Source organism: Aeromonas bestiarum (genome assembly GCF_028751155.1).
Classification (GTDB): Bacteria; Pseudomonadota; Gammaproteobacteria; order Enterobacterales; family Aeromonadaceae; genus Aeromonas; species Aeromonas bestiarum.
The window spans coordinates 62,993-85,000 of sequence record NZ_CP064746.1; the positions used below are offsets into that span (position 1 = coordinate 62,993).

A 22,008-nucleotide genomic window follows, 5' to 3' on the forward strand; every position below is an offset into this window, starting at 1 on the left:
ACCGCTGTGGTGGCTTCTGCTGGATACAATGACGGTCTTTCGCATAAAGGGGCCGTTTTTCTTTGGATGAGTGAGTGATGATGAAGCAGGTTGATGTGGTGGTGATCGGGGCCGGTGCGGCCGGTTTGATGTGTGCCCAGCAGGCGGGCTATCGGGGCCGATCCGTGTTGTTGCTCGACAACGCCAAGAAGCCGGGCCGCAAGATCCTCATCAGCGGCGGCGGTCGTTGCAACTTCACCAACCATCAGACCGGGCCCCACGCCTTTCTCTCTGGCAATCCCCACTTCTGCAAGTCGGCGCTGGCGCGCTACACCCAGCAGGACTTCATCGATCTGGTGGACAGGCACGGGGTCAACTACCACGAGAAGACCCTGGGCCAGCTGTTCTGCGACGAGAGCGCCAAGGAGATAGTCGATGTGCTGCTCACCGAGTGTGACTGGGCCGGCGTCACACTGCAGTTCCAGACCGAGATCCTGAGCGTCAGCAAGACGGAAGAGGGCTTCGTGCTGACCACCAGCCAGGGGGAGATAAGCTGCCACTCGCTGGTGGTGGCCACCGGCGGTCTCTCCATGCCCAAGCTCGGCGCCACCCCCTACGGCTTCAAGCTGGCGGAGCAGTTCGGCCTTGCTGTGCTGCCCACCCGCGCCGGTCTGGTGCCCTTCACCCTGCATCAGGCCGACAAGGAGGCCTTCGCCGATCTGGCGGGGGTCAGCCTGCCGGTGGCCGTGACCGCCGAGGATGGCACCCGCTTCAAGGAGGCCATGCTGTTCACCCACCGTGGCCTCTCGGGCCCCGCCATACTGCAGATCTCTTCGTTTTGGCTGGCGGGGGAGAAGATCCACCTCAACCTGCTGCCCGAGCTGGATATTCCGGCGGCCCTCAAGGCATGGGCGCAGGCCCATCCCGCCCAGGAGCTGAAAACCGTGCTGGGACGCGAGCTGCCCAAGCGTTTCGTCGACAAGCTGGTGGAGCTGGGTCAGCTCGTCAACAAGCCCATGCGTCAGTACAACGAGAAGGAGCTGGAGGCCATCGCCACCCTGCTGGGTGATTGGCAGATCCTGCCGAACGGTACCGAAGGCTATCGCACCGCCGAGGTGACCCTGGGGGGCGTGGATACCAACGAGCTCTCCTCCAAGACCATGGAGGCGCGCAAGGTGGCCGGTCTCTACTTCATCGGCGAGGTGGTGGATGTGACCGGCTGGCTCGGCGGCTACAACTTCCAGTGGGCCTGGTCATCGGGCTGGGTGGCGGGCCAATACTGCTGACAATCCTTCGCACTCATTCATCCCGGACAAGGGAGCCGCCTCGGTGGCTCCCTTGTCCGGCTCAGGCCGCGTTTTTTATGGTCGGTATTCCTAGCGGCGTTGGCTATCGATGGCCCGCTATCCCTTTCTAAGGGTCGGCAAGAACGCGGTCAGCAAGCCGATGAGCGGCAGGTAGGCGCAGACCTGGTACACGGTCTCTATGCTGGTGGCATCGGCCAGCTGGCCCAGCAGGGCGGCCCCTATGCCCCCCATGCCGAAGGCGAAGCCGAAGAACAGGCCGGAGATGGTGCCGACCTTGCCGGGGACCAGTTCCTGGGCGTAGACCAGGATGGCGGAGAAGGCCGAGGCCAGGATCAGGCCTATGATGACCGAGAGTACCGAGGTCCAGAACAGGTCGACGTGGGGCAGCAGCAGGGTGAAGGGGGCGACGCCGAGGATGGAGATCCAGATTACCCGCTTGCGGCCGATGCGGTCGCCGATCGGCCCGCCGAGCACAGTCCCCGCCGCGACGGCAAACAGGAAGGCGAACAGATAGAGCTGGGCGCTTTCCAGCGGCAGGCTGAACTTGTCCATCAGGTAGAAGGTGTAATAGCTGCTCAGGCTGGCCATGTAGAAGAACTTGGAGAACATCAGCAGGCCGAGGATGGCCAGGGACCAGCCGATCTGGCGGCGACTCAGACCGTGGCCGAGGTGAGCCTTCATCCGTTTATGGAAGTTGGCGGCGTGGTGGCTGGACCAGCGCCCGACCAGGCTGAGCACTATGACGCCGACCAATGCGAACAGCGAGAACCAGGCCGCGCTGCCCTGACCCTGCGGCACTATGATCAGCGCGGCGAGCAGCGGCCCTATGGCCGACCCCAGGTTGCCGCCGATCTGGAACAGCGATTGCGCCAAGCCAGGCTGGTTGCCGGCCGCCATGCGGGCGACCCGGGAAGATTCCGGGTGGAACACAGACGAGCCTATGCCGATCAGCATGGCCGACAGCAGCACGGCGCCGAAGCTGGCCGCCTGCGACAACGACAGCAAGCCGATCATCGTAAAGCCCATGCCGAACGGCAATGAATAGGGCATGGGCCTGCGGTCGGTGTAGAGGCCGATCAGCGGCTGCAACAGCGAGCCCGTGAACTGGTAGGTGAGGGTGATGAGGCCGATCTGGGCGAACGACAGGTTGAGGCCGAGCTTGAGCAGCGGATAGATGGCCAGCAGCACAGACTGCATCATGTCGTTCAACAGGTGCGAGAAGCTGATGGCGGCGATCACCGGATAGGTGGTGCGATTCAAGGCGTCGTGCATGGCAGAGGCGGCGAGTGGCTGATCGGTACTGAGGCTCTTTTCCATGAGGGTGGGTTCTGTGATCCTGGGTATGGCTTAACATGCCTGATCCCGGCGCGTCTGGACACCACAAAGTGGGGGGATCGGGGTTGCCGGTTATGGCGGTGAGAGGGTGGGGCGAACGGATCACGGATCGGCACTTGTGCTCGGCGGGCGGCGGATTAGTATAGAAACCTCGTCGTCGCATTATGCGGGTCGCCACCCGCCATGGAGGGATCATGTTTGAGAGCCTGGGAGTCATCAACGTTTGGACCTATCTGGTCGGGCTCTTTTCCAAGTCCAGGGGGGCGCGCCATGTTTGAGAGCCTGGGAGTCATCAATGTCTGGACCTGCCTGAGCGGGCTCTTTTCCAAGTTCTGGGGGGCGCGCCATGTTTGAGAGCCTGGGAGTCATCAATGTCTGGACCTATCTGGTCGGGCTCTTCTTCATCATCATAGCGCCGGGGCCCAACTCGATTTATGTGCTGCGCACCGGGGCGAGCCGCGGCGTTGGCCCCGGCTACAAGGCGGCCCTCGGGGTCTTCGTCGGCGACGCCATCCTGATCTTCTGCGCCTATCTGGGCATCGCCTCCCTCATCCGCACCACCCCCTTGCTGTTTACCCTGGTGCGCTACCTGGGTGCCCTCTACCTGCTCTATCTGGGGGTGAAGATCCTCCACGCCAACTTCATCGCCAGGCGGGAAGGGCAGGCGTCTGTGGTCGAGCACGGCGAGCGTTACTTCTCCAAGGCGCTGACCCTGAGCCTCACCAATCCCAAGGCGATCCTGTTCTACGTCTCCTTCTTCGTGCAGTTCGTCGACTTCAACTATGCCCACACCTGGGTCTCCTACCTGGTGCTGGCGAGCATGCTGGAGGCCATGAGCTTCGTCTATCTCACCCTGCTGATCTTCGGCGGCACCCTGATGGCCCGCTTCTTTGCGCGCAAGGTACGCCTCGCCAAACTCGGCAACGGTCTCATCGGCCTCTTCTTTATGGGCTTCGCAGCCAGGCTGGCCACGTTATCATCCTGATGGCCAGGGCATTGCCCAATCCCGGGCGTCCGGTCGCGAACGGCTAGTCCGGCCAGCAATCCTTGCCAACCCGTACAAAACGGGATTGATGCACGATCAGCTTCTGATTGCCAGACTGGCTGATCTTGGGATTGCGATAGGTCTCGCCGGGCAGCAGATATTTGCTGTCTGCCATGCTGTCCGGCTGGTCACACCCCTGTTTCACCATGAACTCAAAGAAGCTGTTGCCGGTATTGGTGATGCTGCCCGCCGCTTGATCGAGACGATATTCGAACCGCTCCTGGCGGGGTCTCACCACCAGAATGGATTGCAGCGCTATGGTCATCTCGACCGAACTGCGCTTGCCTGCGTTATCGGGTGTGCCGGCCTGCGCCACCGGAACTTCGGTGAAAACGACCCTGTAGTAGCGCTCCTGCCGATCGCCGGGCCCCTTGTAATAGAGTTTGACGTGCTGCCGCTGGTCCGGATGCAGCACAAACCGCTTGGGGGCGAACAGCAGTTCGCCAGGGGCCATGGGTAGAATGGCCTCGTCCGCTGTCGGACTGGTGATGCGATACGCCGCCAGCTCGTAGAGCTTGGGTGTGCTGGCGTTGTTGGTGACGGTGCGGGAGATGAACTCTTCATCGTGCTCCATGATGGCTGTCATGGGGCCTATGTCGATGGCCCATGCCTGGGGGCCGGCAAGCAGCAGAGTCGTCAGCAGAGTCAAACTGCGCGCCAGGTTTTTCATCATTGTCCTGAGATCCATGTTGATTGCTAACGCCAGCTGCCCTTGATGGTCAGGGTGCCACTCTGGTGCCGTTCTCCTTCCCACATGCTGCCCTCCGTGGTTTGTGCCGCCCTTGGATCGGTCAGATCAAAGTCCAGCTTGAGCAGATAGAAGCGGGTAATACCCGGGTTCCCGTTGGGATCTATCCAATTGTGAGCCGGTTGACTGTCTTTGATGGCGAGTGTCCTGATATTGACCGGCACCCGGTCACAGCCGATCGGATGGCGGTAATTGGCGCCATAGCGGGTGGAGTCGAACACCAGCCTGGCGGGAATGGGCACGGCACTCTCGGGTTCCTGGCTATCGGCCGGGTAGAAGGTACAGTTTCCCTGATAAGGGCTTCCCTTGTCCTGGGCCAGGATCATCTCCAGCACGTCGGCCGAGACGGGGCCGCTGTCCGAGATATTGTATTGAAACGACAACACATCCTTGCCGATCTGTCCCTCACGATAGGGATTGGTGATCCCTTCGGACGAGAGAATGGAAACGCTGAAGTGGCGTGGCTTGATGATGATTTCCGTGGTGCCGCTGAACTCGTAATAGCCGCTTTCAGGGGCATGGGCATTGCGCATATTGAAGTTGATCAGGTCCCGGGTCAGCCGATCCTGCAAGCCCAGTCGTACGACCTGCTTGAAGAAGTTGCCCGAGAGAAACAGAGAGACTGATTGCTGGTTCTTCAGGTAGCGAGCCGTGTAGTCATAGCCATTCCAGGCCCAGTTGGTCATGTTGGCGGTGACTTGCACATCGGTGACCGAGATGGCTGATTTGAGTCTCGCATCCTTGATATTGGTAAACAGGTAGATGGGCTCGAAGGTCTGGCTGCCATCTTCGATGAAGGAGTAATCGAGGAAGCGGCACAACACACCGCTGACATTGTTGAGCACATAGTTCTCGCAGCCGCGGGATCCCGGCAATACATAGGGATTGCCGTTGCTGTCGACGGTCACCTCGCTGATGGCGTTGGTCTGGGTGAACTTGATATGACCCGCCTTCTTGTGTTCGAGCTTGCGAACATACCAGTAACCACTTGCCTGATCCTTGCAGCGTGCCCCCGTGGCTGCGTTGAAGCTGACCAGGGTGGCGCACAGGTTCATTTCACGCAGCAGCCTGCTGCCGACCGGCATGCTCCTCAGGTAGTCGAAGAAGCTGGCACTCAGCTTGGCATGGCCCCAACCATCCGCCGCGCCCAGCAGGCCGTAGAAGCCCTTGCCATCGACGACGGCAGGCTTGTTGACTGCCTCGGCCGTGTTGGGATCGCAACGGGCGTAGCTCATGATGCAGCGCTGATTGATGTAGGGCTGGTTGATGGGACCCTCCTCCCACATGTCGACGTTCCAGTTACTGATCACCGTGTTATGGCCGTTGTCGACATAGGCCAGGCTCATCTGGCGGGTGCCCTTGAGAGAGGTCCAGGCGTTGGCGCCAGTCAGACGTGGCTCCAGGGCATCGGTCGGGGCGACAAACAGGTTGCTGTCTTCCTGGTTTTCAATGAACAGAAAATTGCGCAGGGGGGCATCGCCCAAGATGGTCTTGGAGACGGCGGCCTGAGTGCCGACACTGGCGAGCATGCTACCGATGAAGCAGGCCGCGATAACTATTTTCGTCATTTTCATGCCATCAACCTCTCACCATGGCGTAAGTCGGCAGGCCGCGACAGATCACATCACCTACCCAGGCGGCGCCGCTCTGCTGCGCCAGATCAAGCTCTGCCTCACAGAATTCGTTGCCGTGCTTGAAGCTCAATACCGGATTGGCCTTGTCCACATCCAGTGAAAACTCGCCTGTCTCATTGGTCACAGTGGTGCCGATGTGGTTGTCGATCCTGGCGTTGGCGATCACGCTGCCATCCTCGGCACGTATGATGCCAAAGACGGTGACCATCTCCTTGACCGAGCGGGTGGCATCCAGTTTGGCCACGTTGCCGGGGAACAGGGTGTAGCGCTGCTTGCCGGTGTTGATGTCATAGCTGTCCTTGGTCGTCTTGCTGTTGAGCAGTTCCACTTCGTACTCCTGAAAGGGGGAGAGAGCGACAAAGGTCTTGCTGCCTTCGAGCGAGTACTCCTGGCCATTGATCTTGGCGAGCATCTTGCCTTCCTTGCCAATGCCGGTATCGATCAGCAAGCCGGAACCGGATCGGTTCTGGCTGGAGGCCAGGATCTCATCCCCCGTGGTGATGACAGCACCACGTGCAATCAGGTTGCCGTTCACATCGCCACCCTGACTGCGACCCAGGGTCAGGGTGCCGCCCGTCATGCTGTTTTCAAAACCCAGGGTCCCCGAGAGGGCCAAGTCATTGTGCTCTGCGCCACTGATGACTTTGGCACCGTTGAGTGTCGCCGTGTTGATGAAGCCCTCCATGCGTTTCTGATAGCTGAGGTTGGCCGTGGTGTGGCCCTCTTCGTTGCTGCTCATGCCCAGACTGAACAGGTTGTCGAACGGGATCGAGTAGTCCAGGGTCAGGCTCTTGTTGTTGAACCCGCTCAGGGTTGCGCTGCTGCTCTGCAGGCTGGTACGCAGCGACAACTGGCCATAGCGACCGGAATAGAGGCTCTGGTAATAGTCGATATAGCTGCGATCGCTCCCCTGCTCACTGTCGTGCGTGGTGTTGAACGAGAGGCTGCCCAGCCTGTCATGCCAGCCGCCCAGGTTGATGCTGATGCCGGCGGTATAAAGATCCAGGGGGGCCGTGGTCAGCTTGCTGCCCGTGTCGAGTTTCTCCTGACTGAGCCAGAGCGAGACGTTGTCGTGTATTTGTGCCGTCACGCCGGACGAGATCCGCCAGGAGGCGTCCGAGGCCAGCATGCCCTGCAGCTGGGTACTGACTCTGTCGGTCAGCTGCCAGCTGGCCTGGCTCTCGCTGACCAGGGCATCCTTGAAGCCATAGCCGGTCAGGGTCAGGTTGGTGGTCTCGAAGGTACGTGCCAGCGACAGCCCCAGCAGGGGGGAGCGGGCACCATCCTGACTGGCCTCCATCAGGCCGCCCCAGGATTGCCAGCCCCACTCCTGATCGAAGCCCAGGCTGTTGTTGAGTTTGGTGACTCGCTGATTGCTGGATTCCGTCAGGCGCCCGTCGATATGGATCTCGACCGTGACGCTGTAGGAGCCGTGGGGGAAGCGGCTGGTATCGATGCGGTGGTTGCCGATCGAGAAATTCTGCAGGCCGATCAGCTTGCCATCCCGATAGACCCGAACCTCACCCGCCGAGGGCATGAAGACCTGGATCGGGGTGGTGGATTCACTCTCGTTGATGGTACGTGAGCGGGCCTGATTGCCGTAAGAGAGCCCGTAGATCCGGCCTGCGTTCAGGGCGGATACGCCCCCCAGGGTCTGGAGGTCCCAGGTCGACACCATGCCGGTCGCAAAACGGCGATCTTCGATATCCCGCTCATACATGGCGCGATAGAGGGAGCCGTTCTGGTTCGTTTCCCCCAGATTGTAGAGAGAACCATCAAGGTCCAGATGGTGTTCACTGTACCCCACCAAGCTGTTCAACTGGGCGAAGTTGGTGCTGGTGCTGCCCGCCTGACGACTGTTGGCAAAGGAGTAGCCCAGGTTGTAGCGATTGACGCTGGTCAACGCCTCAACGGAGGGCGTCAGGCTAGTTTTTTTTGTGTTGGCTTGCTTCTCGCCAAAGGCAGCCTTGGTGACTTGTATGGTCAGCAGCATGGCGATCAGATCCAGCTGCAGGGTGGCGCTGTCGTTGATGACCAGCCGTCCGTCGCTGGAAAAGGTGCGCAGCTGATTCTGTTGCAGCAGGTCCACCAGCTCCTGGCGCAGGGCCACATCGCTCTGGCCCTGGTTGAAGTCCAGGTTGAGCAGATGCAGCGCGCCGTCCCGCAGGATCAGCGTGGCGTTGCCAACGGACTCTTCGGTGGTGGTGTCGAGTGCCAGCGCCTGATCTTGATACTGCAGCCTGACCGGTACGGCAATGCCCTCTGCCAGTGCACTGGCAAAGCTGGCAGGAATGATGATATTGGCGATTTTGAGTGGCGCTGAGGCGCTGGCCGAGGCTGACATCATGATCAGCAATGAGACTGGCAACAGGCAGGCTTTGTTCAACATATCACGCACCATGGTTCCAAATTTCGGCAAAACAACACAGCCACTCGACCGGGTGGTGGAGGCAGTACCAGTACAAAGGATTATTTGATGACGACGAATTCCTGGCCCAGCCAGAGGCCGACATGGCTCTTCGGATCCCGGAGATCAACCTGGCGGAATTGGCGTTGCTTGCCCGGCAGGTCGTAATAGGTCTCCTTGCACTGTTCCTTGCGCTGTTTCAGGCAAGTGCCATACGCCACTGTGCGGTATGAGGCGTTTCCTTTATTGGTCAGGGTGTCGCCCTGCAGAAGGTAATCGAACTTCTGCTGGCGCGGTGTGACCACCAGGATGGTGCCTATCTGGGCTGAGGTGGTGGCGACCGCCTGGCGGCGTTCGTTGCGCTGGTCGTCCATCGACAGGGCGGTATCCAGCCAGCGGATGCGGTAGTAACGCTCCTTGCCATCCTGCGGGCCCTTGTAAAAGAAGCGCACGTTGTTCTTGGCGTTGGCGGGGAGCATCAGCCGGCTCGGCGACAGCATGAGTTCGCCGTCCACTTCCATCGGCATCTCCTGTCCGCCCTCTTCCGGGGAGGAGATGCGTGTCACTGTGACAGTGACCAGTCTGGCCTGGTCGCTGGCGTTCTCGATCTCTTTGGCGACATCCTGACTGCCCGCATCAATAAAGGTGGTAACCGAGCCGACGTTGATCGCCTGGCTTATTCCGGGAATAAACAGCATCCATACCCCCAGCATTTTCAGGTTCATGTGATCTCCTGTGAATACAAAGGGCCCCGCAGGGCCCCGAATGATATGCGTTGAGGCAATCAGGCCCAGTTGGCCACGAACTCGACGTTGACTTCGCCGCTCCACAGACCGTCTGGCAGGGCTTCAAAGGTGGCCGTGCTGCCGTTGGCAGTGGCGCTTTCAATGTTGAAGCTGAAGGAACCCTGCGCCGTGGTACGTTGGGTGTCCTCCTTGAAACCCTGGGCTATGGGGGAGAGGTTGCCGCCTGTGATGCCCGCCGCCGTATCGATCAGGGTGGTGTAGGCCGTGGTGCTGACCGGTGCACCGCCCCACAACACGCCCACGTCGACGGTGGAGTTGCCACCCAGATGGTTCAGGGTGCCGTTCAGCTTCTTGGCTTTCAGAATGAAGGAAGTCGCGCTGGCATCCCCCTTGATGGCGACATCGAACAGGCCGTTGACGGTATTGAAACCCTTGATCCCTTCGGCGTACTGGAAGGAGAGGCTGGAGAGCGGGGTGACAACCAGCTCGGAGGTAGTGTCTTTCTTGGCGGTTGCCTGCCATGTTGCGACTGCCGAGGCTTCTACGGCTGCCTGGGTGGCAGCGGTAAAACCCAAACCTACAACTGTCAGCGCAATCAGAGTCTTTTTCATCTTGATGTTTCCTACAGGTTTCCCGATGAGTAGCCTTGAGCCACCCGTTTGATTCACTGCACCCGAGGTGCATTCGTTCTTCATCCCCGGGGTATATTTGACCAAGGGGTGTTGCCGGGCCCCGAAACATAATGTTCCGTCACCCAGCTCATCTTTTCGCCGACCAAGATAACCGCCAGACCTGCTTGGATCGATCTAATGGTGTGTAGGAAAAGTCCTAAAAGGTAGTTGTTACGTACAACTTCAGATGCATGTATATCCCTGCGGCTCTGTCATGGGTCATTTAAAGTTATAACTTTGATTTTTAAGCATTTTGATGCTTTTCTTATCAAGATGAATCGGGCGTCTGGCGAGCGGTTGCGAATGATGTTTGAGTCGGCGATGCGGTACAAATGAACCATAAGATTCAAAAGAATATTTGTACTTATAACTAATTGATAAATAGATATAAAACAAATCGTTCAAATAGCGTTCAGGTCACTTCATTAGCGTTTTATTTGAATTGTGTAACATATTATTAATATCAAAGAGCCGTATGGTACAGGTGCTGATTTTGTAGTTAGTATACGCTAAATCAAATGAGTCAACGGTAGGTAGGTATATGGCAAGGATATTGATAGTCGATGATCACCCCGCAATAAGAATGGCAGTGAATATGCTGCTCAAACAGGACGGGCACCATATTCTGGCAGAGGTTGATAATGGTGTTGATGCTATCTCTTCGGCTAGGAAACATCAGCCTGATATTGTGGTGCTCGATATTGGCATTCCCAGACTGGATGGTATTGAAGTTATCAAAAGACTGAAAGATCTGGATGCCAGCATCAAGGTGATTATTTTATCAGCACAATCAACTCATCATGTCATGGTGCGTTGTCTGCAGGCCGGGGCTGATGGATTCATGTCCAAGCTGGATGAGCTGTCGCTATTGAGAAGTGCGATCGTAAAAATAGAGAAAGATCAGCTCTATTTTCCAAGAGATATTATCGCAGGCGCCAAAAATGCTCATTCAGTAGACAGGGAAGATCTATTGTCAGCACTCTCGGATCGTGAAATGAGTGTGCTGCTGCAGATATGCCAGGGCCATGCAAACAAGCAGATAGCGGAAAGCATGTTGCTCAGCGAGAAGACGGTCAGCACCTACAAGACCCGCCTGATGCAAAAGCTCAATGTAACCAACATGGTTGACCTGATCAGTTTGGCCAAGCGGCAAGAATTGATGTGAGCAAGATGAAATTACTTCTGATCTTGTTCGTCAGCCTCAGTTCGCTCAGTTCGTTTCTTGCCCCTGCCCATGAACTGGAAGATAGCCTGCTGCATGTCTATGCGCGGGATGACAACGAGTATCTCGGCAAGCAGGCACTGCCTCTGCGTGCCGATGACTGGCTATGGTTGCGCAATCGTGAACGGCTGATCCTGGGGGTGCCGATGCCGGACAATCCCCCTATGGACATTACTCTGCGTTCCGGTGCCTATGAAGGGGTTACCGCCGACATTGCCGGCATGTTGAGTTATTTGTTGCACGTCGAGATAGTGGTGAAGAAGCTTCCGTCGCGGGCGGCGGCTATAGCCGCGCTCAAGCAGGGAGAGATCGATCTGTTGAGTACCTCAAATGCCTATGAGGAAGAACAACAGTTGCTATTAACTGATAAATATATGGAAGATGACCCCGCCATATATAAAAGCATACACGTAAAGGAGCGTGATATAAAAACGGTGGCCGTCCCAGAGTATTATCTGCCAACTCTTGATGTGATGCGTTACCTGCCTGGCGTTCAAGTAAAGTTATATTCCTCCCGCTATAGTGCCTTGTCGGCTGTCGCTTATGGTCAGGTCGACGCTGTCATGGTAGATATGATTTCTGGTAATTTTATCGTCAATAAATTTTACCAGGACAGCATTCAATTACTAAGGCCCTTGTATGTGGATACTCATGGTTTCTCATTCGCGCTGGAAAAACAGAATCGGCGCCTCAAGAAAATAATTGATATTGCATTGCATGAGGTATTGGAAGGCAAGCGCGAGGAAATTGCCAAACGTTGGAGCGGTGGTGGACTCTCCATCGATGCCAAGAGGATAGGGCTGACCAGTGGTCAATGGGCATGGCTTGGCCAGCAGAGAAAGCTCCGGATTGCGGTCAACAGCGGTATTCCGCCGCTGAGCTTCCTCGACGTGAACGGTACCTTGCATGGCGTGACTGCCGATCTGTTGCAGGTGCTGAGGGCGAAGCTGGGAGTGGAGATCGAGGCGGTCCCGGTCAAGACGATCAAGCGCATGATCCAGCTGCTGAATGAGGGGAGAGTGGATGCTGTGGTAATGAGCCCATCGGTGGAGCGCAGGCGTCGTTTTCTGTTCAGCCGGGCCTTCGTGCTGGATCCCTTGTCTTACGTGGTTGGTGTGAAACATGAAGCGAGTGAACCGGACACCCTGCTCAAATTCGGGACTGTGGCCGTGGTCAAGGATTTCATTTCGGCGCAGGCCATAGAGGAGGTATACGGCAGGTTGAGGACTCGCCCGTTTGACAAGATTGAAGATGCACTGCGTTGTGTCGCGACCGAGGTATGTGATGTGACTGTACTGCCGCTGCGGGTAGCCAAGTATTACGTCAACAGCAAATTTCCCGACAGCTTGCTTATTACGGGCGAATTATTCGATTCGATTCCGATTGGTGCCGCGTTCGCGGTATCCCAAGAGAACACAGTACTGCGCAATATTCTGGACAAGGTGATCGCAACCATGCCGCCGGACGAGCTGGAAGGGCTCTCCAATCGCTGGCGGGTCAGTACCCAGCAGGAGGCGATCACCTGGCAGGAACTGGTACGCGAGTTTGGCATCTTTATTTCACTGATCCTGCTGTTGACTCTCCTGGTCAGCCTGTGGAGTCTCTCCCTGCGCAAACAGATGCGCGAACGTCGGGTTGCCGAAGTGGCGCTGAGTGCCCAGCTCAAGTTCATTGAAGATCTGGTGGACGGCACGCCCCATCCCATCTACGCCAGAGACCAGGATGGGCGGCTTATCCTCTGCAACAGCAGCTATGCGGCCTTCTTTGGTGAGCCGAAAGCCGGCTTGCTGGGCGCAGGCCTGGTCGCTGATGGTGAGCGTTGGCCTTTTCTCGCCCCCTTGTTTGCCGATCTTGCCGCTGCCCGCGAGGAGCGACAGGCGCAGGAGGGGGATCATCGTCTGGTCATGGTGAACGGGGCTGTGGATGTCTATCACTGGGTCCAGCCCTATTACGATCTGGATGGCAAGGTGCAGGGGGGCATTGGCGGTTGGATCGATGTGAGCGAGCGCCTGCGCCTGCTGGATGATCTGGCGGTGGTCAGCCAGGAGGCACAAGAGGCCAATCGCGCCAAATCGACGTTTCTGGCCACCATGAGCCACGAAATTCGTACCCCCATGAATGCCATCATAGGCCTGCTGGAGCTGACCCTGCGACGAGATCGTCTACATGAGGAGGATAAAGCCTCGCTCTCCATCGCCCATGGCTCGGCGACGGATCTGCTGACCCTGATCGGCGATATCCTGGATATCTCCAAGATAGAGTCGGGGCGGCTCGAGCTGGTCCCCGAACCCCATGACATAGCGGCCTTGACTGAGTCTGTCGTCACGGTGTTCAATGCCCTGGCCAGACAGAAGAATCTGCAACTGGAACTGGTTATCGGAGCGACCCATTGGGTGCAGGTAGACGGCCTCTGTTACAAACAGATCCTGTCCAACCTGATCAGCAATGCCATCAAATACACTGAGCTGGGCTCGGTACGGGTCGAGCTGCAGCTATGGAGCAGTGACGGCTGGTGTACCTTGCAACTGGTGGTCAGGGATACCGGGATAGGGATAGCCCCGGCGGAACTGGCGAGGCTGTTTCAGCCCTTCAGCCAGGCCAGCCAACCCGAGCATATACAGCAATCCGGTACGGGCCTCGGCCTGATGATCTCTCGTTCCCTCTGCGAGTCAATGGGGGGATCCCTGGTGCTGGAGAGCGAGTTGGGTCGTGGCACCCGGGTGTGCGTCGAGATGAAACTGCCCCTTGCCACGGCCGTGGAGAAACCCCTGTCAGGCGAACTTGACTCAGTGATGGCGCGCGGGGATAGGCTGCGAGTGATGATAGTGGATGATCACCCCACCAATCGGCTGCTTATCAGTCAGCAACTGGCCTATCTGGGGCATGAGGCCATGGCGGCCGAGTCGGGTGAGCAGGCGCTGGCGCTCTTCGCCGAATACTCCTTCGATGTCGTCATCACCGACTTCAACATGCCCGGCATGAACGGGTTCGAGCTGACCCGGCAGTGCCGTGTGCGGGAACACCTCAATGGCAGGCACCGTTGTGTGATCCTGGGCCTGACGGCCGATGCGCGTCAGGAGCAGGTGAACGAGGGTCATGCGGCTGGCATGGATGATTGTCTGTTCAAGCCGGTAGGGCTGGAGGCGCTCGATCATTGCCTGCGTCGGCATATGCAGCGTGAGGAGCAAGCCGATGTCGCCGCTTGCATGCAGGAGATCAGGCAGTGTCTCGGGCCGCTGACCGGCCACCAGTCAGCCCTGATGTTGCCCCTGCTGGTCGAATTTGTTCGTGCCAGTGACGACGACTTGCAGGCGTTGCAACAGGCGGCGACTGCCGGGGAGCTGGCCCGCTTTCTGGATTATGTTCATCGGCTGAAAGGCGGAGCCAGGATCATGGGGGCCATGCAGCTGGTTGCCACCTGCAGCGAGATAGAGTCCGGGGAACTGAACGCACAAACCCTGCCCATGGCGTTGCAGCGCCTGCAACGTGTCTATCACATTGCCAGGCTGGCCATAGTGCGGTTGCAGAGCGCAGAACCTGGATGAGAATGAAGGCATGGTGACATGCCTTCATGACTGCTCAACCGTGCCAATACACCATCAACTCATAGGCGGCCTCACCTGTCTGGTGGGGCCGGCTCGAAGGGGCCTGATAGCTGAGGTAATAGCGGGTGGCTTGTGCCAGGGTCAGAGGATGTGTGGAGGGGATCCGTTGACCATTGAGCGTGAGACTGATGGGAGTGCCGGCCTGTTGTGTCAGGGTGCCATACAGTTTGCGGGCTTGCAGTTGATAGGTGGTATTGAAATCCGGGCTGCTGATATTGGCCGCCAGGGTGTGAATGGGATACTGCGTCTGGTTTGAATTGACGGGTTGGAGGCCGGGATGGGTCAGTGCTATTTCCATCCTGGTGTCTTTACTGGCGGTGGCTGGCCAATTGAGTTGACGGGTCAGGGTGTCGGCCTGGGCGGTTGCACCACAGCACCCAAGCAGTAACGCCACCAGCATTCCTTTCTGAGACATATGGTCATCTCCTGGATCTAGAGGTTACCCCGTTGTCGGGGTCATCCGTTTATCGACTCACCTGCCAGAAAGCTTAGTTTGACGCTCGTGATTCGGAATGAGCTGACACGGAATACGGGGTATGATCCCGCGCCTTGGTATATATCTTCTTCATTGATACGGGATCCCTGTCTTGCTCGAAAATCAGATGATGTTGTTGGCGGTATTCGAACGGGCGGCGCTGATGCTGATGACCCTGTTCTTCCTGACCCGCACCAGGCCGTTCCAGCGGCTGTTCCAGAAGCGGGATCACACCCCGGCCGAGCTGGTGCTGGTCGCGGCCATCTTCGGCCTATTCGCCGTCTTCAGTACCTATACCGGCATTCCGGTGGAAGGGGCGCTGATCAACGTGCGGATCATCGCCATCATCTCGGGCGGCATCCTGTTCGGCCCCTGGGTTGGCATCCCGGCCGGGGTCATCTCGGGCCTGCACCGTTACCTCATCGACATGGATGGCCACACCTCGATACCTTGCCTCATCGCCAGTATCATCGCCGGTCTGCTCGCTACCTGGTTGCACCTGCGCTGCCGCAAGTCGCGACTCTGGCTCTACGGCATACTGGCGGGCATGTTGTGCGAGGGGCTGACCATGTTGCTGATCTGGCTGCTGACCGAACCCCATGAGGTGGGGGTGGAGATCGTCAGCCACATCGCCTATCCGATGATCGCCGGCGCGCTCTGCATCGGGCTCATCATCAAGCTGGTGCAGGATCTGGATGACGAGAAAGAGCTGATTGCCGCCAAGCAGGCCAAGCTGGCGCTGGATATCGCCAACAAGACGCTGCCCTTCTTCCAGAAGGTCGATCGCCACTCCCTCGGCCAGGTGTGCGGCGTCATCTGCAACGAGATCCATGCCGATGCGGTGGCCATCACAGATACCCGCGACGTGCTGGCCTACGTGGGGGTAGGCAAGGATTACTACGAGCTGGACGAACACCACGCCATCAGCGACATGACCCAGCGGGCCGTGCTGCTGGACCAGATCATCATCAACAACGATCTGCGCCAGTATCATCTGTCAGATTTTCACTCTGTCATCATCATTCCGCTGCGGGAAAACGGCGCCGTCAGCGGCACTCTCAAGATTTATTACCGCCGCACCCACAGCATCACCAGCTCGCTGCGGGAGATGGCGGTGGGCCTCTCCCAACTCATCTCCACCCAGATGGAGGTGTCGCGCATCGAGCAGTTGAAAGAGATGACCCGCAAGGCGGAGTTCACCGCTCTGCAGAGCAAGATCAACCCGCACTTCCTGTTCAATGCCCTCAACGCCATCTCATCCCTGATCCGCATTCGTCCCCAGCAGGCACGCCAGCTCATTGCCAATCTGGCGGACTACCTGCGCTACAACCTCAACAAGGGGGATGAGCTGATCGACATTCAGGAGGAGCTGCAGCAGGTGCGCGACTACGTGGCCATCGAGCAGGCCCGCTTCGGTGACAAGCTGGAGGTGGTGTTCGAAGTGGACGACGTCCACATCCAGGTGCCGAGCCTGCTGTTGCAGCCGCTGGTGGAAAACGCCATCCTGCACGGCATCCAGCCCCGCAGCGCGCCGGGCCGGGTCACTATCGAGGTGAAGCAATTGGCGGGTGGCATCCGGGTGGCGGTGCGCGACACTGGCTACGGCATCAGTCAGGCGGTGATCGATGGCGTGGCCGCCGGTCGGGTGGAGAGCCGCAGCATAGGCCTGATGAACGTTCATCAGCGGGTCAAGCTGTTGTACGGTGACGGCCTGCAGCTCAAGCGGCTGGAACCGGGTACCGAAGTCTGTTTCTATCTGCCGGATCAGGAGGCCATGCCATGCTGAGAGACATCACTGTTGAGGACGAGTTTCTGACTCGAGAGGTGCTGGCCTGCTCTTCTTCCCAGCTAGGGGCAACGCAATGCTGAAAGCCATTATTGTCGAAGATGAATATCTGGCCCGTGAGGAACTCATCTATCTGGTGAGCCAGCACAGCCAGATCGAGATAGTGGCGAGCTTCGAGGACGGGCTGGAGGCCTTCAAATACCTGCAGGATCACGAGGTGGACGTGGTGTTTCTGGATATCCAGATCCCCTCCATCGATGGCCTGCTGCTGGCCAAGAACCTGCACAAGTCGAGCCATCCGCCTCACATCGTCTTCGTCACCGCCTACAAGGAGTTTGCGGTGGAGGCGTTCGAGCTGGAGGCGTTCGACTATATCCTCAAGCCCTACAACGAGCCGCGCATCATCAATCTGCTGCAAAAGCTCGAGCATGCGGGCAAGTCTCAGCCAGCCGGCACGGGGGAGGCGAGCGGCGACGTGATCAGCCCGCAGAATCGCACCGTCAATCTGGTGAAGGGGGAGCGCATCATAGTCACCCCCTGCGAGCAGATCTATTACGCGGAAGCGGACGAGAAGCTGACCTATGTCTATACCCGCACCGATCGCTACGTGATGACCATGACCATCAGCGAGTTTGTCAGCCGGCTGCCGGCGGAGGGCTTCTTCCGCTGCCATCGCTCCTACTGCGTCAACATCAACAAGATCCGCGAGATAGTGCCCTGGTTCAACAGCACCTATCTCATCCGGCTCCATGACCTGCCGTTCGAGGTGCCGGTCAGCCGCAGCAACATCAAGGCGTTCCGTCAGCTGATGCGGCTCTGATTGTCATTCATTCCCGCCGATCTGCATTTCATGCCTTAATCGGTCGGCGCGAGCTGCGTCTTGCCTATAGTGGCCTCAATTTCCTTAAGGCCATCGACCGAGACGCATCATGACCAAAGAGATGAATCGCACCCGCTATCTGACCCTGATAGGTACCATCATCACCCAGTTTGCGCTGGGTTCCGTCTACACCTGGAGCCTGTTCAACGCCCAGCTCTCCGACAAGCTGGACGAGCCGGTCAGTCAGGTGGCGTTTGCCTTCGGTCTGCTCAGCCTGTCGCTGGCGGTGGCCTCTTCCATGGCGGGCAAGCTGCAGGAACGGTTCGGGGTGCGCAACGTCACCCTGGGGGCCGGCGTGCTGCTCGGCATCGGCTTCTTCCTCACCGCCCACGCCAGTAACCTGGCCATGCTCTACCTCTGCGCGGGGATACTGGTGGGCTTTGCCGACGGGACCGGTTACCTGATGACCCTCTCCAACTGCGTGAAGTGGTTCCCGGAGCGCAAGGGGCTCATCTCCGCCTGCTCCATCGGTGCCTATGGTCTCGGTAGCCTCGGCTTCAAATACATCAACCTGCTGCTGCTCTCCAACAATGGTCTGGAAGCGACTTTCCAGCTGTGGGGGCTGATCGCCATGTCCATGGTGCTGGTGGGCGGCATGCTGATGAAGGATGCGCCCAAGCAGGCCGCCTCAGTGCAGCAGACCGAAAGCCGTGACTTCACCCTGGCCGAGGCGATGCGCAAGCCGCAGTACTGGATGCTGGCGCTGATGTTCCTCACCGCCTGCATGAGCGGCCTTTATGTCATCGGCGTGGCCAAGGACATCGGCGAGAACATGGTGGGTCTGTCGACTGCGGTTGCCGCCAATGCGGTCGCCATCATCGCCATGGCCAACCTGGGTGGTCGGCTGGTGCTGGGCATACTGTCTGACAAGATGTCCCGCATCCGGGTCATCACCATAGCCCAGCTGATCACCCTGTGTGGCATGGCGTTGCTGCTGTTCGTGCCGCTCAATGCCAACCTCTTCTTCGTGGCGGTAGCCTGCGTGGCCTTCAGCTTCGGTGGCACCATCACAGTCTATCCCTCGCTGGTGAGCGACTTCTTCGGTCTCAACAACCTGACCAAGAACTACGGCGTCATCTATCTGGGCTTTGGTCTGGGCAGCATCATAGGCTCCATAGTGGCCTCCCTGTTCGGCGGCTTCATGGCGACCTTCAACCTGATCCTGGTGCTGATGGTGGTGGCTCTGGTGCTCTCTCTCACCATACGTCTGCCGGCTCCCAAGCCGCTCTGCACCGATTGAGGGTTCGCCTCGCTCGATGACGACATGAAACCTGAGCCCGATGGGCTCAGGTTTTTCTTTCATCAAAAGACGTATAGATGGCTAAATATCTATACTCTTGTGCCGCCCTTTCCTATAATCCCCCCGCTTTGGCGCATCATGCTTAATAGGGAATCCGGTGAAAATCCGGAGCTGGCGCGCAGCGGTAAGGGGGAACGAAGCGACATCAGGGCACTGCCGTCAGGTGGGAAGCCGTCGCCGTAGGCCATCAGCCCCCCAGCCCGAAGACCTGCCAAAGTTCGTATTTCGGGCCGAGAGAAACCGGCCACGAAGTAGATGCTTACGCGAACTTAAGGATCTCTCATGTCCAAGAAATTATTGGTGGCTGCCCTGTTGCCAACGGCGGCCTTCGCCCAGACGACCATCCCCGTCAATCCTACCCTGGTGATCACCGCCAACCGGGTGGAACAACCCATCAGCACGGTTCTGGCACCTGTTGTGGTGATCGATCGCGCCGAGATCGAATCCCGTCAGGTGCAGAGCCTGCCAGCGCTGTTGAAGACGCTGCCGGGTGTGCAGATCACCACACTGGGTGGGCGAGGGCACATGAGCAGCCTGTTCATTCGCGGTACCAACTCCAACCATTCGCTGGTGCTGATGAACGGGCGCCCCATCGCCGCCATGGTGGCTGGCACGCCAGACCTCAGCCAGATCCCGCTGGGCAATATCGAGCGCATAGAGTACATCCGGGGCCCGCGTGCTGCTGTCTATGGCGCGGATGCCATCGGTGGCGTCATCAACCTCATCACCAAGACATCCGCCAAGAATGGCAGCGAGACTCATCTGAAGGGTGGCGTGGGCAGCAATGGTTACGGCCAGGGTCAGGTGCGTACCGTGCAGGCCCTGGGTCAACAGACCGACATGAATATGATGATCGGCTACGAGCGCACCGATGGTTTCGATGTGGTGGCCAATGCCCAGCAGCCGGATCGGGATGGCTTCGACAGTCTGAACGGCCAGATCGGGCTGAACCATGCCTTCAATGATGCCTGGAGTGCGGACTTCAACGCCCAGGGTTATGACAACCAGACCGAGATGGATGATGCCTATCAGTCGGCCGATCAGAGTCGGGTACAGGCCTTCCAGTATGATGGCGGTCTCAAGTTCCAGAGCGAGACGCTGACCAGCCGGCTGGAGGCCAGTTATGGCGAGAACAAGCTGAAGAGCTGGTGGGAGAGCAAGGGAGAATCCAGCGCCCAGCCGATCCACACCGGCTTGACCCGTTTCTCCTGGATCAACAGCTGGAGCGGCGTCGAGGGGCTCAACCTGACCGGTGGCGCTGACTGGCAGCAGGAGCAGTTGAAATCCGACTCGCGCAGCTCTGGTCAGGCGTTCAATGCCCCCGATCGCGACAACACGGGCCTGTTCGCGGTGGGCAGCTACCGCTGGCAGGCCCTGCTGTGGGAGCTTTCTGGCCGCACCGATGACAACGAGCAGTATGGCCGTCACAACACCTGGTCCGCCGCCAGCGGGCTGGACATAGATGACAACCACAATGTGCGGTTGAGTTATGGCACCGGCTTCAAGGCGCCGACCTTCCTCGACCTCTACTATCCCGGTTATGAGAATCCGGATCTGAAACCGGAAGAGAGCAAGAACCTGGAGCTGGGCTTCACCGGCCGTTATACCGGTTGGGACTGGTCGCTGAACCTGTATCGCAACCAGATCCAGAACCTGATCGCCTGCCAGAGTGCGTTTTCCACCTGCAAGCCGGACAACACGGATGCAGAGATCCGCGGCGTGGAAGTGGCGTTGGGTCTGGAAACCGGACCGCTCCATCATGATCTGAGCTTCGATTACACCAAGGCCGAAGACAAGAACGATGGTGACCAGCAACTGCTGCGTCGTGCCAAGCAGAAGGCCAGCTGGCTGACCCAGGTACAGCTGGGCCCGGTCGATCTCTCAACCGAACTGCTCTATGTGGGCAAGCGGGATGACAAGAACTTCAGCAGCTTCCCGGCTGAGCGGGTAGAGCTGGGTTCCTACACCCTGATCAATCTGGGGGCCAGCTACGGGGTGACGCCTCAGTTCACGCTGGGTGGCCGCATCGACAACCTGTTTGATCGCGACTATGCCCCGGCCTATGGCTATGCGTCGGCAGGGACCGAGTTCAAGCTGACGGCGGACTACCGCCTCTGATCGCCAGTGCTGCTATATATAGAAGAGAAAAAGCGAGGCCCTGCCATGTGCAGGGCCTTTTCTATTGGCGGTCGGCGGGAGTATGATCGCCGTCTTGCACCAAAGGGGAGGTCAGGTGGCCAATATTCTAGTGTTCGACTCCGGTATGGGTGGCTTGACCATCTATCGCGAGATCCGCCGTGCGCTGCCGGCACACAACTACTTCTATTGTTTCGACAATGCCAACTTCCCCTATGGTGAGCTGAGCGAAGCCGCTCTCACCGAAGCCTGCACTAGGTTGGTCAGCCATATGGTGGCCGAGCATGCCATCGATCTGGTGGTGATTGCCTGCAACACGGCCAGCACCATAGCCCTGCCATCCTTGCGTGACGCCCTGACCATACCCGTAGTCGGCGTGGTTCCCGCCATCAAGCCCGCGGCCGCCCTGACCCGCAATGGTTGCATCGGCTTGCTGGCAACCCCGGGTACCGTCAGTCGTGAATATACTCACGAGCTCATCGCCCAGTTTGCGCCAGGCAAGCGGGTGTTGCTCAAGGGCGCGACCGAGCTGGTCATCGAAGCCGAGCACAAGCTGGCGGGACGACCGGTAAACATGGCGTTGCTGCAGGAGGTACTGGCGGACTGGATGGAAGGAGAGGAAAGGCCGGATACCCTGGTGCTGGGCTGCACCCATTTCCCGTTGTTCAATGACGAGATCCGGCAACTGATGCCAGGATGTCAGCTGGTGGATTCAGGGGACGCGGTGGCAAG

The 22,008-nt window shown here is 58.5% G+C and carries 16 protein-coding genes and 1 riboswitch (1 of these 17 running past the window's edge); of the genes, 9 read left to right on the forward strand and 7 right to left on the reverse strand.

The genetic code is table 11. From position 1 onward, the window contains the following. Positions 1-80: 80 nt before the first annotated feature. The gene (locus IU367_RS00290; RefSeq protein ID WP_274454407.1) at positions 81-1,265 is read left to right on the forward strand and encodes a BaiN/RdsA family NAD(P)/FAD-dependent oxidoreductase; all 1,185 of its coding nucleotides are present in this window, start codon (positions 81-83) and stop codon (positions 1,263-1,265) included. A 117-nt stretch (positions 1,266-1,382) separates the two neighbouring features. Here IU367_RS00290 and IU367_RS00295 read toward each other — a convergent pair whose 3' ends face one another. Then, a complete protein-coding gene (locus tag IU367_RS00295) occupies positions 1,383-2,603 on the reverse strand; it encodes an MFS transporter (protein ID WP_274453145.1) in 1,221 nt (406 codons plus the stop codon). Positions 2,604-2,967: 364 nt separating this feature from the next. On the opposite strand from IU367_RS00295, the gene leuE reads away from it, so the two are divergent. Next, positions 2,968-3,606, forward strand: coding sequence for a leucine efflux protein LeuE (leuE, locus tag IU367_RS00300; protein ID WP_098981134.1), 639 nt, complete (start codon positions 2,968-2,970; stop codon positions 3,604-3,606). A gap of 43 nt (positions 3,607-3,649) precedes the next feature. Here the strand turns inward: leuE and IU367_RS00305 are convergent, their stop codons facing one another. The 5 genes from IU367_RS00305 to ecpA form a co-directional block, all read right to left on the reverse strand. After that, positions 3,650-4,336: a fimbria/pilus periplasmic chaperone gene (locus IU367_RS00305; RefSeq protein WP_274454408.1), complete on the reverse strand. Its 687-nt coding sequence runs from the start codon at positions 4,334-4,336 to the stop codon at positions 3,650-3,652. Positions 4,337-4,362: 26 nt separating this feature from the next. After that, entirely contained in the window at positions 4,363-5,988 is a 1,626-nt protein-coding gene (locus tag IU367_RS00310; RefSeq protein ID WP_274453146.1) for a hypothetical protein, read from the reverse strand. 4 nt (positions 5,989-5,992) lie between these two features. Next, positions 5,993-8,437, reverse strand: coding sequence for a fimbrial biogenesis outer membrane usher protein (locus tag IU367_RS00315; RefSeq protein ID WP_274453147.1), 2,445 nt, complete (start codon positions 8,435-8,437; stop codon positions 5,993-5,995). Between the two features lie 80 nt (positions 8,438-8,517). Next, positions 8,518-9,180 (reverse strand): EcpB family pilus assembly chaperone, encoded by a 663-nt coding sequence (locus tag IU367_RS00320; RefSeq protein WP_098981129.1) that lies wholly within the window; start codon positions 9,178-9,180, stop codon positions 8,518-8,520. 59 nt (positions 9,181-9,239) lie between these two features. Continuing rightward, the gene (gene ecpA / locus IU367_RS00325; RefSeq protein WP_274453148.1) at positions 9,240-9,812 is read right to left on the reverse strand and encodes a common pilus major fimbrillin subunit EcpA; all 573 of its coding nucleotides are present in this window, start codon (positions 9,810-9,812) and stop codon (positions 9,240-9,242) included. Between the two features lie 601 nt (positions 9,813-10,413). Here ecpA and IU367_RS00330 point away from each other — a divergent pair. Further along, positions 10,414-11,037 carry a response regulator transcription factor gene (locus IU367_RS00330; protein ID WP_098981124.1) on the forward strand — a complete coding sequence of 208 codons (624 nt, stop codon included), beginning with the start codon at positions 10,414-10,416 and terminating at the stop codon, positions 11,035-11,037. Positions 11,038-11,042: 5 nt separating this feature from the next. After that, positions 11,043-14,639, forward strand: a complete 3,597-nt coding sequence (locus IU367_RS00335) for a transporter substrate-binding domain-containing protein (protein ID WP_274453149.1) — start codon at positions 11,043-11,045, stop codon at positions 14,637-14,639. A 34-nt stretch (positions 14,640-14,673) separates the two neighbouring features. Here IU367_RS00335 and IU367_RS00340 read toward each other — a convergent pair whose 3' ends face one another. Further along, positions 14,674-15,114, reverse strand: a complete 441-nt coding sequence (locus IU367_RS00340; RefSeq protein ID WP_241280457.1) for a hypothetical protein — start codon at positions 15,112-15,114, stop codon at positions 14,674-14,676. A gap of 172 nt (positions 15,115-15,286) precedes the next feature. Here IU367_RS00340 and IU367_RS00345 point away from each other — a divergent pair, with 172 nt between their 5' ends. The 5 genes from IU367_RS00345 to murI form a co-directional block, all read left to right on the forward strand. After that, entirely contained in the window at positions 15,287-16,960 is a 1,674-nt protein-coding gene (locus IU367_RS00345; protein ID WP_274453150.1) for a sensor histidine kinase, read from the forward strand. Between the two features lie 76 nt (positions 16,961-17,036). Beyond that, positions 17,037-17,780: a LytR/AlgR family response regulator transcription factor gene (locus tag IU367_RS00350; protein ID WP_043557383.1), complete on the forward strand. Its 744-nt coding sequence runs from the start codon at positions 17,037-17,039 to the stop codon at positions 17,778-17,780. A gap of 109 nt (positions 17,781-17,889) precedes the next feature. Further along, complete coding sequence (locus tag IU367_RS00355; protein ID WP_043557384.1) at positions 17,890-19,080, forward strand: L-lactate MFS transporter; 1,191 nt, start codon at positions 17,890-17,892, stop codon at positions 19,078-19,080. Between the two features lie 112 nt (positions 19,081-19,192). Continuing rightward, positions 19,193-19,370: riboswitch (cobalamin riboswitch) on the forward strand. 52 nt (positions 19,371-19,422) lie between these two features. Continuing rightward, positions 19,423-21,258, forward strand: a complete 1,836-nt coding sequence (locus IU367_RS00360) for a TonB-dependent receptor domain-containing protein (RefSeq protein WP_274453151.1) — start codon at positions 19,423-19,425, stop codon at positions 21,256-21,258. A gap of 115 nt (positions 21,259-21,373) precedes the next feature. After that, a protein-coding gene (gene murI, locus IU367_RS00365; RefSeq protein ID WP_274453152.1) for a glutamate racemase crosses the window boundary here: on the forward strand, positions 21,374-22,008 show its 5' portion. The gene runs 157 nt beyond the window's last position; 635 of the gene's 792 nt are visible here — the first part of the coding sequence; the start codon lies at positions 21,374-21,376; its stop codon lies off the right edge, out of view.